This is a genomic window from Citrobacter sp. TBCP-5362, from assembly GCF_005406305.1.
Classification (GTDB): Bacteria; Pseudomonadota; Gammaproteobacteria; order Enterobacterales; family Enterobacteriaceae; genus Citrobacter_B; species Citrobacter_B koseri.
Map to the genome: position 1 here is coordinate 1,802,620 of NZ_CP040234.1, position 13,037 is coordinate 1,815,656.

A 13,037-nucleotide genomic window follows, 5' to 3' on the forward strand; every position below is an offset into this window, starting at 1 on the left:
TGTTAGAATCGGTAAAATTAATTTTACAAATAAACACAATTAATACATGGAATTGCAACATCGTGACGTCTCTTGAGAGCGCGGAAACGCCGCAAAAACCATTGTCCTGCTGGCCGCTTGCGTTCAGTGCGGGGTTACTCGGTGTCGGGCAAAACGGCCTGCTGGTCGCGATCCCTGTACTGGTGATTCAGACAAACCTGAGCCTGTCGATTTGGGCGGCTTTGCTGATGCTTGGCTCAATGCTGTTCCTGCCGTCTTCCCCGTGGTGGGGAAAGCAAATTGCCCGTGTGGGCAGTAAGCCTGTGGTGCTGTGGGCATTAGGGGGATACGGCGCAAGCTTTACTCTGCTTGGGCTGGGAAGCATGCTGATGGCGACCGGCGCCGTAACAACAGCGGTGGGGCTGGGAATATTAATCATCGCGCGGATCGCCTACGGGCTTACCGTGTCGGCGATGGTGCCAGCCTGTCAGGTCTGGGCATTGCAGAGAGCGGGGGAAAGGAATCGTATGGTCGCTCTGGCAACCATTAGCTCCGGCTTGAGCTGCGGCAGACTATTCGGGCCGTTGTGCGCGGCGGCGATGCTGGCGATTCACCCTCTGGCGCCGATGGGGCTGCTGATGGCAGCGCCACTGCTGGCGCTGGTGATGCTGCTGCGGTTGCCTGGCACGCCACCGCAGCCCGCAGCGGAGCGCAAGAGCGCCAGCCTGAGGCTGGATTGCCTGCCTTATCTGCTTTGCGCGCTGTTATTAGCCGCGGCGGTGAGCATGATGCAGCTTGGTCTTTCGCCCGCCCTTACTCGCCAGTTCGCCACGGATACCGCCGCCATTAGCCACCAGGTGGCGTGGTTGTTGGGGCTGGCCGCAGTTGCTGCGCTTATCGCACAGTTCGGGGTGCTCCGCCCGCAGCGCCTGACGCCGATGGCGCTGCTCTTGAGTGCCGGAGCGCTGATGATTTGTGGCCTGGCGATAATGCTCGCCGAACAGCTATGGTTGTTTTACCTCGGCTGTGCGGTGCTGTCGTTTGGGGCTGCTCTGGCAACACCCGCTTATCAGCTTTTACTGAATGATAAGCTGACAGACGGCGCAGGCGCGGGCTGGATCGCGACCAGCCACACGCTTGGCTATGGGCTTTGCGCATTGCTGGTGCCGCTGGTGTCGAAAACCGGCGCCGCAGCGGCGCTGATTGTGGCGGCTTTTTTCGTCGCTGTGTTATTTACCGTGGTGTCTGGCTTTATCTGGCGCAGCCGCTACCGTTCACGTCATTCCGCGATTTAAGCGTAAGGAAAAGTTATGGCTGGAGTTCAGGGCTACCGCCTGTTCAACGTTCAACTGGCGCGTAAGACGGAGGTTTCCCCTTCGCTGCTGAGCCTGGTTTTCAGTGGGCAGGAGGTGGCGCAGATGAAATGCGACTCGCCGGATCAGCGCATTAAGATGTTGTTTCCGTCTGAAGACGGTACGCCGCCGTCGTTGCCTGCCGAAGGGCACTGGTATCAGCTTGTACTGGGGATGCCAAAAGAGAAGCGCCCGGTTATCCGCACTTATACGCTGCGACATGTCGATCCTGCCCGCCAGGAGGTCACCGTGGAATTTATCAATCATGGTACAGAGGGACCGGCTTCGGCATGGGCGATTAACGCCAGACCCGGCGACGCCATTCAGATGGTGGCGCCTGACGCGGCGTATGCTGAAGACAGCGGTGGCTATGAATGGACGCCTCCCCAGGGACTGCGGAATGCGTTAATCATTGCTGATGAGACGGCGCTCCCCGCCGCGCGCGGTATCCTTGAGATGCTGGCGAGACAGACCAATCCGCCACAGGTTCAGGCGTTCTTTGAAGTTCCTGAACAGGGCGACTGCGCGAATTTAAGCGAGTTTAAGTTCGCCGACATTTTTTGGTTGCCGCGTAACCCCGCAGCGGCGAAGCACGGTGAATGCCTGATTCAGGCCGTGAAAACGCATGCCAGAGTACCCGAAAGTCGCCATCCCGATACGGTGGATACGGTGAAAGAAGAAGCCGAAGGGGAGCTTCTCTGGGATAAGGCCACGACCAGCAGCACGGCGTTTTATGGGTGGGTGGCCGCAGAGTCCACCGTCGTCAAACTGCTGCGCCGCCATTTAATTGGCGAGCGTGGCGTCGAGCACAAAGCGATTAACTTTATGGCATATTGGTCTAAAGGGCGCGCGTGATAATAAAAAGCCCGCATCATGAAATTATTCCATTATGCGGGCTTAGTGCAATATCTAATGAATATTAGAACTGGTAAACCAGACCGACGGCTACGATATCATCGGTTGCGATACCGTTGTCTGCGTAGAAGCTATCGTCTTCATCCAGCAGGTTGATTTTATAATCAACATAGGTGGACATATTTTTGTTGAAGTAATAGGTCATACCTACATCAACATATTTCACCAGATCTTTATCGGTGTAACGCCAGTTGCCGTGTCTTACTTCCTGACCACCTAAGTCTTTGCCTTTAGATTGCAGGTAGGCAATAGACGGGCGCAGACCGAAATCAAACTGATACTGTGCAACAACTTCAAAGTTCTGCGTTTTGTTGGCGATACCGCCATTAAGTTCGCTGTCGCCATTGCCATAGTAAGTCATATTACGGGTTTCAGCGTACATGGCGGCGAGATAAACATTGTAGGCGTCGTATTTAGCACCAACGGTCCAGGCTTCAGCTTTATCGCCACCAGCATAGTTATTACGCTGGTTCATGCCGTCACCGTAACCACGAGCAACCTGAGCATCGGTACGATCGGAATTGGCGTATGCCGCACCCAGGCTTAAACCGAAGTCGAAGTCGTAGGAGGTGGACATACCGAAGCCGTCGCCGTTTTCTTTGGCCAGCTTGCGACCTGCGCTATTGCCGGAACCTTCCTGACCAAAACCGGTGCCTTCATTATTACCCTGATACTGGAGCGCAAAGTTCAGACCATCAACCAGACCAAAGAAGCCGTTATTACGGTAGGTTGCTACGCCGTTAGTACGGCCTAACATATAAACGTCAGTCTGAGTGTAAGTATCGCCGCCGAATTCTGGCAGCATATCGGTCCAGGCTTCTACGTCGTAAACCACGCCGTAGTTACGACCGTAATCGAAAGTACCGTTTTGACCAAAACCTAAACCGGCGAAGCCGAGACGAGTCCAGGAGTCACCTTTATCACCTTCAGTACCGTTGGCCTGAATGTTGTATTCCCACTGACCGTAACCGGTTAACTGCTCGGCAATTTGCGTTTCGCCTTTAAAACCCAGACGGGCATAGGACATGTCGCCGTCGCTGCCTGCATCGTCAGAGAAATAACGCAGGCCATCAACTTTACCGTACAGGTCCAGTTTATTGCCGTCTTTATTATACACTTCAGCCGCATTTGCAGCGCCTGCAATTAATAGAGCAGGGACAAACATCGCCAGAACTTTTCTTTTCATTATGTATTCCCTATAATAATAATTGATATGAATAAGTGATCGAATCCTGAAGATCACTGTTGAATACTATTCCAGGAAGTTCATTCTTTTTTAAATATTACATGTAACAAATGTATTTAAAATATTTCTAATTGTTTCTTTGGATGTGATTATAAATAATTTAATATGTATTTATTGCTTTATATTTAACTGTGTTATGTTTTTCTTTTAATAAATTATGATTTGCGTTTTTGGAATTTATTTTGTGAATGTTTTATCGTAATTAGCGCTATTTTAACGTCGTTCGGATTTTCTTTTTATTCCATTTATTGCCTTCATCAACCTGTCTGATACCTCCTCCCGTAATCATTGAGCGTGAAGACAAGGCGGAATATTGCTAATGTTGCTTTCTGATTCAGAGGAGGCAGCGTGGATTTACACTACTGGCAATCGCAGTTCGAAGCGTGGTTGGGCAAAAATCACCACGAGCAGGATAGCGCCCATGACATTTTTCATTTTCGTCGCGTCTGGGGAACGGCACAAAAGCTGTCGACGGATGAGGATGTTGACTGGCTTGTTGTGCTGACCGCGTGTTATTTCCACGATATCGTCAGCCTGCCGAAAAATCATCCCGATCGCCATCGTTCATCCGTGCTGGCCGCTGACGCGGCTCGTCGCATATTAATGAACGATTTCCCTGCGTATCCTGAAGAGAAATTAGCGGCAGTCAGTCATGCGATTGAGGCGCACAGTTTTAGCGCCCACATTGCGCCAATGACCAGCGAGGCGAAGATTGTGCAGGATGCCGACCGGCTTGAAGCACTGGGCGCAATCGGTCTGGCGCGCGTGTTTGCCGTTTCCGGCGGGCTGGGCGTTTCGCTATTTGATGCTGAAGATCCCTTCGCGCAACGTCGCCCGCTTAACGATAAGCAATTCGCCCTCGACCATTTTCAGACAAAACTTCTGACCTTGCCGCAAACCATGCAAACCGCGCGGGGAAAGCTGCTGGCAGAGCATAACGCCGACTTCCTGGTGACCTGGATGGCGAAGCTAAGCGCGGAGCTAAGAGGGGAGTACGACACGTTGGATCAGACGGTAATTCAGGCTTTTAGCCGCGATAAGTAGCGACCATACCCAAAACGTAAACGCGTTCATTTTGTGTTAACCTGTCGAATATCAATTTCGCCGGTTAAATGTATGCAGGAAAATCTTTCAGTAACAGGTTTCCAGGATCTGATGACAGACAATGCCGGGGCTGCCGTACAGGCGCTGCTGGGCAAACTGCTGGAAATCTATGATGTGAAAACGCTGGTGGCGCATCTGAATGGCGTTGGGGAGAACCACTGGAGCCCGGCTATTTTTAAACGCGTCGTGGCGAACGCAACGGCGTGGCATCGTCTGAGCGAGAGCGAATATACGCACCTCAGGACATTGTTGCCAACGCCTCCGGCACACCATCCGCATTATGCCTTTCGTTTTGTCGATCTCTTCGCCGGGATCGGCGGAATTCGCCGTGGCTTTGAAGCGATAGGCGGGCAGTGCGTGTTTACCAGCGAATGGAATAAACACGCGGTACGCACCTATAAAGCCAATTATTACTGCGATCCGCAACGGCATCATTTCAATGAAGATATTCGCGATATTACGCTGAGCCACCGCGACGGCGTGAGCGATAGCGAAGCGGCGGAGCATATTCGCCAGCACATACCGGAGCACGATGTTCTACTGGCCGGTTTTCCCTGCCAGCCATTCTCTCTGGCAGGCGTATCAAAGAAAAACGCGATGGGACGGGCGCATGGTTTCGCCTGTGATACGCAGGGGACGCTCTTTTTCGATGTCGTGCGGGTTATTGACGCCCGACGCCCGGCGATTTTTGTGCTCGAAAACGTCAAAAACCTGAAAAGCCACGACCAGGGAAAAACGTTTCGCATCATTATGCAAACGCTTGACGAACTGGGGTATGACGTCGCCGATGCTGCGGATAACGGGCCGGACGACCCGAAAATTATTGATGGCCGCCATTTTTTACCCCAGCATCGGGAGAGGATTGTGCTGGTGGGGTTCCGCCGCGATCTTAATCTGAAAACCGATTTTACGCTGCGGGATATTGCCACACGCTATCCGCAGCAGCGCATCACGCTGGCGGAACTGCTTGAACCGGCGGTTGAAGCGAAATATGTGCTGACGCCGGTATTGTGGAAGTATTTGTACCGCTACGCGAAAAAGCATCAGGCTCGGGGTAACGGTTTTGGCTATGGGATGGTCTATCCTGCGAATCCCGGCAGCGTAACGCGCACATTGTCGGCGCGTTACTATAAAGATGGCGCGGAGATACTGATTGACCGTGGCTGGGATATGGCCGCAGGAGAGGCGAATTTCGACGATCCGGTGAATCAGCAGCACCGTCCACGCCGGTTAACGCCCAGAGAGTGCGCGCGGTTAATGGGATTTGAATCGCCGCAGGGATATCAGTTCCGCATTCCCGTTTCAGACACCCAGGCCTACCGTCAGTTTGGTAACTCCGTCGTGGTTCCGGCATTTGCCGCAGTAGCAAAACTGCTGGAGTCGAGAATTAAACAGGCCGTTACATTGCGCCAGAAAGAGAGCCAGCATGGCGGACGTACACGATAAGGCGACGCGCAGCAAGAATATGCGGGCGATAGCCACGCGCGATACGGCGATAGAAAAACGCCTTGCCGGTCTGTTGCAGGAGCAGGGGATGGCGTTTCATGTGCAGGACGCCACGTTGCCCGGACGCCCGGATTTTGTCGTGGATGAGTATCGCTGCGTTATCTTCACGCACGGCTGTTTCTGGCATCATCACGACTGCCACCTGTTCAAAGTTCCCGCCACGCGTACCGAGTTCTGGCTGAACAAAATCGGTAAAAATGTGGAGCGCGATCGGCGAGACATGCTGAGGCTTCGCGAGCTTGGCTGGCGTGTGCTGATTGTCTGGGAGTGTGCTTTGCGTGGCCGGTTGAAACTCAGCGACGCCGCACTGGCGGAACGGCTTGAAGAGTGGATCTGCGGCGGTGGCCCCACCGCGCAGATCGACACGCAGGGTATTCATTTACTGGAGTGATTTTTCCGATTCGCTCGCTGCGGTCGCGGGTCTGGCGGGAAACAAATATTTCCCCAGCGTCACCAGGACGACAGCGAAAACAATTACCCCTAATGCCAGCCACTCGACGGAAGAAAGGCTTTCTCCCCCCAGACCTGTTCCCAGCAACACCGCCACTACCGGGTTGACGTAGGCGTAACTGGTTGCCAGCGCCGGGCTGACATTACGGATCAAATACATATAGGCGTTAATGGCGATAATGGAACCGAATAGCGCCAGATAACCTACCGCCATGAAGCCGGAGAGCGTCGGCATCGTCGTCAGCTTTTCCCCGGCGATAAAGGAAGCGAACATCAGCACAACACCGGCAGCCAGCATTTCAATCGCTCCGGCCATCATGCCTGTCGGCAACGCGATGCGGGCGCCGAACACGGAGCCGAATGCCCAGCTCATCGAGCCAATCAGGATCAACAGCGCGCCCCAGGGGTTGCCGCTCAAATTTCCGCCGCTATTGAGCATGATGATCCCCGCCAGGCCGATGGCGATGCCTGCCCACTCCAGTTTTCGCGTTTTAATGCCAAAGAAATGGCTGAAGCATAGCGTGAAGAGTGGGACCGTCGCGACCACCACGGCGGCGATGCCGGACGGTACATCCTGATGTTCCGCTACGGTAACCAGACCGTTCCCCACCGCCAGCAGCAGAATGCCAATCAGCGCGGCATTGAGTAATTGACGCAAAGGGGGCAGTTTATGCCCACGAAGAAGTAAGAATGTTGTTAACAAAATCCCCGCAGACAGAAAACGGACGCCCGCCATCATCAGCGGCGGCCAACTCCCAACGCCAATACGAATAACGAAGTACGTGGAACCCCAAATGATATACAGCGCGAAGAGCGCGCTAAAAAGTGGTAGTAACTGCCTGAAACGCATAATCCCTCACGGCGGAAATAAAAAGGTGCAACATAGTAAACGTCAAAACTATCGCGCTGGCGAGCGTTATAATTGCACTCTTTTGTTAAATTTTTGTTGACGATTGCTACCCGTTTCGGCATTACGTTTTTTACTTCATACTTACCTCTTCAAAAGAAAAATATTGAGGGATTTATTTTGGCAGGAAGTAGTTTGCTGACGTTGCTCGATGACATCGCCACGCTGTTGGATGATATCTCGATGATGGGAAAACTGGCCGCGAAAAAAACGGCAGGCGTATTGGGTGATGACCTGTCGCTAAACGCGCAACAGGTGACGGGCGTGCGGGCGAACCGCGAACTGCCGGTCGTCTGGAGCGTGGCGAAAGGGTCGTTGATCAACAAGGTCATCCTGGTGCCTCTGGCGCTGCTGATCAGCGCTTTTATCCCGTGGGCGATTACACCGTTGTTGATGATTGGGGGCGCTTTTCTCTGTTTTGAAGGCGTAGAGAAAGTTTTACACACGCTTGAGGCCCGAAAGCACAAAGAGAGCCCGGAGGCGCGTCAGCAGCGTCTGGCCGCGATCGCCGCACAAGATCCTCTCACGTTTGAGAAGGAGAAAGTGAAAGGGGCTGTACGCACCGACTTTATCCTTTCTGCGGAGATCGTCGCGATTACGCTGGGAATTGTCGCGGATGCGCCGTTGCTCAATCAGGTTCTGGTGTTGTCCGGTATCGCGCTGGTGGTGACGATTGGCGTTTATGGTCTGGTGGGACTCATCGTAAAACTGGACGATATGGGGTACTGGCTGGCGGAAAAACGCAGCGTACTGGCTCAGGCGGTGGGCAAAGGGCTACTGGTTACAGCGCCCTGGCTTATGAAGGCGCTGTCCATTGTTGGCACACTCGCGATGTTCCTGGTGGGGGGCGGGATCGTGGTGCACGGCATCGCGCCATTACACCACGCGATCGAACATTTTGCTCAGCAGCAGAATGGTCTTATTGCGCTCACGCTTCCCATGTTGATTAATCTGGTGCTCGGTTTCATCATCGGCAGCGTGGTGGTAGGGCTGGTAAAAACTGTTGCCAACGTTCGCGGTGGTTCGCACTAATTTATGCCTCGCCGGATTATGCAAAAAAGCCCATCGTCGTCTAAGGTGAAAAAGTTTCACTGGATACAGGAGGCAGGTATGGTCTTTTTTGTCAGTGAGGAAGTTATCGCAAAAGAAGGTGGTCCACGCATGATCGTAACCGGTTATTCCAGCGGCATGGTGGAGTGCCGTTGGTATGACGGTTTTGGCGTCAAACGGGAAGCATTCCACGAGAATGAACTTATGCCCGGTGATGGCAGGCGGTTGCGGGAAGATGTCTGATAAAGGAACGCCCGGTTAATGCCGGGCGTTTTGTTACCCCAGAAAATAGCCGTTGAGTCGCGACACATAGTTCAGGAATAAAAGTAGGGAGCCGTCAGGTGCCGCATGAAACAACGCCAGGAAACTGGAGCTGGCTGAGAACGTTAGCACGACGCTTTGGGCCAGGCCATGTCGTAAATATCTGTTTTCTGGTTGTGATGATTTGTTCAACATTGCTGACCTGGCGTGAAGTGGTCGTGCTGGAGTCGGCATACCGGGCCAGTCAACGTAACCATCTGGAAAACGTCGCTAATGTGCTGGACAGACAGCTGCAATTCAGCGTGGATAAACTCTTGTTTCTGCGCAACGGTATGTACGAAGCGCTGGTCACGCCGCTCGATTTTGCCGACCTGCACGATGCGGTGGCGCAATTTGCGCAACTGCGCGGCAAAAGTTTCTGGCAACTGGAGCTAGACAGACGGCGAACGTTACCGCTTAACGGCGTCTCTGACGCGTTTGTTAACCGTACAACACTTCTCACGCGGGATAACGATGCGCTGGCAAACGAGTTAAGCGCCGCGCTGGAACTGGGGTATTTGTTACGGCTGGCGCATTCTTCTACCATGCTGGCGCAGCGGACAATGTATGTTTCGCGTTCAGGCTTTTATGTCTCAACTGAACCCACAACCAATGGCGGCGATATTATGTCCCGCTATTACCAGTATGTGATCCAACCCTGGTTCAGCGGGCAATCCCAACGACAAAATTCAGCGCGCGGCGTGCGCTGGTTTAGCTCGCCGGTGCCGGGCGGCGAAGTGCAACAAAAAGTCACCGTGAGCCTGTCGCTGGATAACGAAAGACACTGGTATGGCGTGCTGGCAATGGATATTCCGGTGTCATCCATGAAGCGTTTCCTGGAGGATGCGGTCGAAAAAGATTCTGAAGGGGAGTACCAGCTCTACGACTATCAGCTCAGGCTACTGGCGACCTCAACGCCGGAAAAGCGTCAGGTTAATACCTTTGATGACCTTGAACTGGCGTTGCTCGCGAATGACATCGAACATGATACGCATGGCGGTATCCGTATGGGCAGCCGCTATATCAGTTGGGAAAGGCTGGATCATTTCGATGGCGTGCTTTTGCGTGTTCATACCCTGAGAGAAGGCGTGCAGGGGGCTTTTGGCAGTATCAGTATTGCGCTTGGTCTCCTGTGGGCGCTTTTCACGATGATGTTGCTCATCTCATGGGTTGTTATCCGCAAGATGGTCAGCAATATGTTTGTGCTGCAAAGTTCCCTGCAATGGCAGGCCTGGCACGATCCTTTGACGCGGCTGTATAACCGTGGCGCATTGTTTGAGAGGGCGCGCGTACTGATACAGCGCTGCCACGAGCAGCGACAGCCGTTTTCCGTTATTCAGATCGATTTGGATCACTTTAAGAGCGTCAATGACCGTTTCGGCCATCAGGCGGGAGACCGGGTGCTCTCCCATGCCGCCGGGCTTATTAGCGGCACAATACGTTCGCATGACCTTGCCGGGCGCGTAGGCGGCGAAGAGTTCTGTATTGTCTTACCGGGGACGACGCTGGTGCAGGCAGCACAGATCGCAGAGCGGATACGCCAGCGCGTGAACGACAAAGAAATCCTGATCGCAAAAGGCACGACCCTGCGCATTAGCGCATCGCTGGGCGTAAGCGGGGCGCAGGAGAACGGAGACTACGATTTTGAACAGTTGCAGTCGCTGGCGGATCGCCGGTTGTATCTGGCAAAACAGGCCGGGCGCAATCAGGTTTGTGTCCGTGACGACCATCCCGCGCCGTCGCCTGATACACGCTGAACCATTAGCTGTATTAATCATTTCTGCGAGAAATATTTGCTTGTCATACAAAAAAATTGCAGATAAGGTAAAACGCACATCAGATTTTCTGGTGTAACGAATTTTCAAGTGCTTCTTGCATAAGCAAGTTTGATCCCGGCTCTGCGAGCCGGGATTTTTTTCACCCCAGATCAGCGATTGATTTCCGTGACGCTAAAATCATGAATATCGAGTTCAAACGCATCCGCTAATTCATGCCATGTATGATAATCGCGGCCATCCACACTGACTTTCTCAGGATCATCAGCGCTGCGATGAATTTCGCTCTCGCTGATTTCATTGATCGCCGCGAGCAGGGCGTCAACATCAACGCTGACTTCGCGCTTGGCCGTTTCGCTGTACTCTTTCGCGGTTTTCATCTTCAGTACCTCATTTAACCGTGGCATCTGTAAGTATAGACCGTTGAGAAAACCAGCAATCACGCGCGGCAGACGCTGCCAGAAAAAGGAATTTGTTCTACACTGGCACAAAGCCACAGGAGGATAATTGATGAAGGTGAATGATCGGGTAACAGTCAAAACAGACGGCGGCCCTCGTCGGCCAGGCGTGGTATTGGCGGTTGAAGAGTTTAGTGAAGGTACGATGTACCTGGTTTCGCTGGAAGACTACCCGCTCGGTATCTGGTTCTTCAATGAGTCAGGCCATCAGGATGGGATCTTTGTGGAAAAAACAGAGTAATGTGATTTTCGTCGCTTTTATCCTGACTGGTGGAATATCCACCAGTCAGGGGGCCTCATCGCATGTTAACAAAAATTCCGTTTGTCACGTTATCCGTCAGCCGCACGACATGATAGATAACCTGTTTATTATGCGTTTTTATCTTCCGTTTAATATTCCCTTTGTGGGATGACACCGTCTTTGCCTTGATATTCATTTGATCTGAAATCTGTATTGTTCCCTGTCCATCCATCCACATTCGCAACATACTGGATTCAGTACGGCTTAAAGATAACGTAGGTAAATTTACTACTCCTACAATATCCGTCTCTTTTTTCAGAATATCGCCAAGAATATCATCCAGAGAATCGGGCTTAATTGATTTTGAACTAATCAATAAGTTTTTTCTTACTAATAAGTATTCATCAAAATGCACATTAGCAATTGCCATAAAAACAATAAATAACGTGTTGGGATGCTGATTAATGATCTGCTTTATTTGCTGACTGTTAGATGGATCATGGATGAAACAGTCCTCATTAATAAACACCACAGAAGGCTGCTGTGAGTCACAAGCGATGGCGAGTTCGTCAACGGTCTCAATGTCGTTGATTTCCCTTTTTTTCACCCCTCTGCTTACCAGATACCCGGTCAAACCTAGCCGGGTGTAACTGCATAAATCCATAATAATCGTTGACATGGCATACCCTCACTCAATGCGTAACGATAATTCCCCTTACCTGAATATCTCATCACAACCCAACGGAACAATAATAGTGACCTAAGATGACGCTTTCGCTGTTTTCAGGCGAACTTACTATCCCGTAAAGTTACGTATAATTTGCCAGGAATCTTCTCAAAGTAAAGTAAATGTTATGTTATGTGAGTAAGGTAAAAACAAATAAAGCGCAGCAGATATATCCTGGTAGATGTTTTTAGATTTTAAATTTAGGAAAATCCTTAGTAAGACAGGATAAAAATTATGGGTTATTGGTTGTCGGCATTTCGCTAACGATATCAGCAAGCAAATTGAAAATTTCACCGAATAAGTGTTCACAGAAAGGGGCAATTAATGGCATGAGCGCGGCGATTAACAAAATGCCGACGGATAAGGTTAACGGGAAGCCAATAACAAATACGGATAACTGCGGAGCCATACGGTTTAATAGCCCGAGCGACAGGTTGAGGGTGAGCAGTAACGTAATGACCGGCAAGGCTAACATGAGTCCGTTGAGGAAGATCAGTCCGCCTGCCCGGGCAAGCGCCAGAAACGCATTGCTGTTGACCGGGTCGCCGCCGATAGGCAGCGTATGGAAGGTGTCTACCAGCAGCGAGATCAGCCACAGATGGCCGTTAAACGTAAGAAACAGCAGCATGGCGAGCATGTCGAGGATTCTGGCGAGTACCGGCATATTGAGGCGGCTGCCCGGGTCAACAAACGTGGCGAAAGAGAGACCCATTTGCAGACCGATGAATTCCCCCGCCGTACGCACCGCAGCAAAGGCAAACTGCATGGTAAACCCTAGCGCAATGCCGATCATGATTTGCTGCATGGCGAGCCATAAGGCTTCGGTGGAAAAAACAGGCACATTATTCGCCGGGAGTGAAGGGGCGATAATGAGAGTGATCATAAACCCCAGCCCCAGCTTTACCCGTTTGGGAACCGTACGTTCACTGAGGATCGGCGCGGTAGAGATCAGCGCCAGTACACGTAACAGCGGCCAGAAGTAGAGGTTAAGCCAGTATAACCATTGATCGCTTGTGACCTGCAACAT

At 52.0% G+C, this 13,037-nt stretch carries 14 protein-coding genes; 9 read left to right on the top strand and 5 right to left on the bottom strand.

Translation table 11 applies throughout. From position 1 onward, the window contains the following. Positions 1 to 62 precede the first annotated feature (62 nt). A complete protein-coding gene (locus FD428_RS08665; RefSeq protein ID WP_114848774.1) occupies positions 63 to 1,274 on the top strand; it encodes an MFS transporter in 1,212 nt (403 codons plus the stop codon). Positions 1,275 to 1,289: 15 nt separating this feature from the next. After that, positions 1,290 to 2,186, top strand: a complete 897-nt coding sequence (locus tag FD428_RS08670; protein WP_071258796.1) for a siderophore-interacting protein — start codon at positions 1,290 to 1,292, stop codon at positions 2,184 to 2,186. Positions 2,187 to 2,250: 64 nt separating this feature from the next. Here the strand turns inward: FD428_RS08670 and ompC are convergent, their stop codons facing one another. Beyond that, positions 2,251 to 3,432, bottom strand: a complete 1,182-nt coding sequence (gene ompC, locus FD428_RS08675; protein WP_114848773.1) for a porin OmpC — start codon at positions 3,430 to 3,432, stop codon at positions 2,251 to 2,253. Between the two features lie 408 nt (positions 3,433 to 3,840). On the opposite strand from ompC, the gene FD428_RS08680 reads away from it, so the two are divergent. From FD428_RS08680 to FD428_RS08690, 3 genes are all read left to right on the top strand, one after another. Continuing rightward, on the top strand, positions 3,841 to 4,536 hold the full coding sequence (locus tag FD428_RS08680; protein ID WP_049010001.1) for a phosphohydrolase: 696 nt from the start codon (positions 3,841 to 3,843) through the stop codon (positions 4,534 to 4,536). A 72-nt stretch (positions 4,537 to 4,608) separates the two neighbouring features. Continuing rightward, a complete protein-coding gene (locus FD428_RS08685) occupies positions 4,609 to 6,042 on the top strand; it encodes a DNA cytosine methyltransferase (protein WP_071258789.1) in 1,434 nt (477 codons plus the stop codon). Continuing rightward, positions 6,023 to 6,493, top strand: coding sequence for a very short patch repair endonuclease (locus FD428_RS08690; RefSeq protein WP_047462890.1), 471 nt, complete (start codon positions 6,023 to 6,025; stop codon positions 6,491 to 6,493). The genes FD428_RS08685 and FD428_RS08690 overlap by 20 nt, the downstream gene beginning before the upstream one ends. Here FD428_RS08690 and yedA read toward each other — a convergent pair. Continuing rightward, positions 6,482 to 7,402: a drug/metabolite exporter YedA gene (gene yedA / locus FD428_RS08695; protein ID WP_114848772.1), complete on the bottom strand. Its 921-nt coding sequence runs from the start codon at positions 7,400 to 7,402 to the stop codon at positions 6,482 to 6,484. The genes FD428_RS08690 and yedA overlap by 12 nt on opposite strands. A gap of 177 nt (positions 7,403 to 7,579) precedes the next feature. Between yedA and FD428_RS08700 the strand changes: the two genes are divergently transcribed. The 3 genes from FD428_RS08700 to dgcQ all read left to right on the top strand — a co-directional run bounded on the left by FD428_RS08700 (position 7,580) and on the right by dgcQ (position 10,566). Continuing rightward, entirely contained in the window at positions 7,580 to 8,491 is a 912-nt protein-coding gene (locus tag FD428_RS08700; RefSeq protein ID WP_071259069.1) for a DUF808 domain-containing protein, read from the top strand. A 78-nt stretch (positions 8,492 to 8,569) separates the two neighbouring features. Continuing rightward, on the top strand, positions 8,570 to 8,752 hold the full coding sequence (locus tag FD428_RS08705; RefSeq protein ID WP_024130230.1) for a YodC family protein: 183 nt from the start codon (positions 8,570 to 8,572) through the stop codon (positions 8,750 to 8,752). Between the two features lie 98 nt (positions 8,753 to 8,850). Further along, entirely contained in the window at positions 8,851 to 10,566 is a 1,716-nt protein-coding gene (gene dgcQ / locus FD428_RS08710; protein WP_110494109.1) for a cellulose biosynthesis regulator diguanylate cyclase DgcQ, read from the top strand. A 170-nt stretch (positions 10,567 to 10,736) separates the two neighbouring features. On the opposite strand, the gene yodD is transcribed toward dgcQ, so the two are convergent. After that, on the bottom strand, positions 10,737 to 10,964 hold the full coding sequence (gene yodD, locus FD428_RS08715; RefSeq protein WP_024130232.1) for a YodD family peroxide/acid resistance protein: 228 nt from the start codon (positions 10,962 to 10,964) through the stop codon (positions 10,737 to 10,739). A 130-nt stretch (positions 10,965 to 11,094) separates the two neighbouring features. Here yodD and dsrB point away from each other — a divergent pair, with 130 nt between their 5' ends. After that, on the top strand, positions 11,095 to 11,283 hold the full coding sequence (gene dsrB / locus FD428_RS08720) for a protein DsrB (protein ID WP_012131894.1): 189 nt from the start codon (positions 11,095 to 11,097) through the stop codon (positions 11,281 to 11,283). Positions 11,284 to 11,338: 55 nt separating this feature from the next. On the opposite strand, the gene rcsA is transcribed toward dsrB, so the two are convergent. Both rcsA and fliR read right to left on the bottom strand, forming a co-directional pair. Beyond that, a complete protein-coding gene (rcsA, locus tag FD428_RS08725) occupies positions 11,339 to 11,962 on the bottom strand; it encodes a transcriptional regulator RcsA (RefSeq protein ID WP_047462896.1) in 624 nt (207 codons plus the stop codon). A gap of 280 nt (positions 11,963 to 12,242) precedes the next feature. Beyond that, positions 12,243 to 13,037, bottom strand: coding sequence for a flagellar biosynthetic protein FliR (fliR, locus tag FD428_RS08730; protein WP_112001980.1), 795 nt, complete (start codon positions 13,035 to 13,037; stop codon positions 12,243 to 12,245).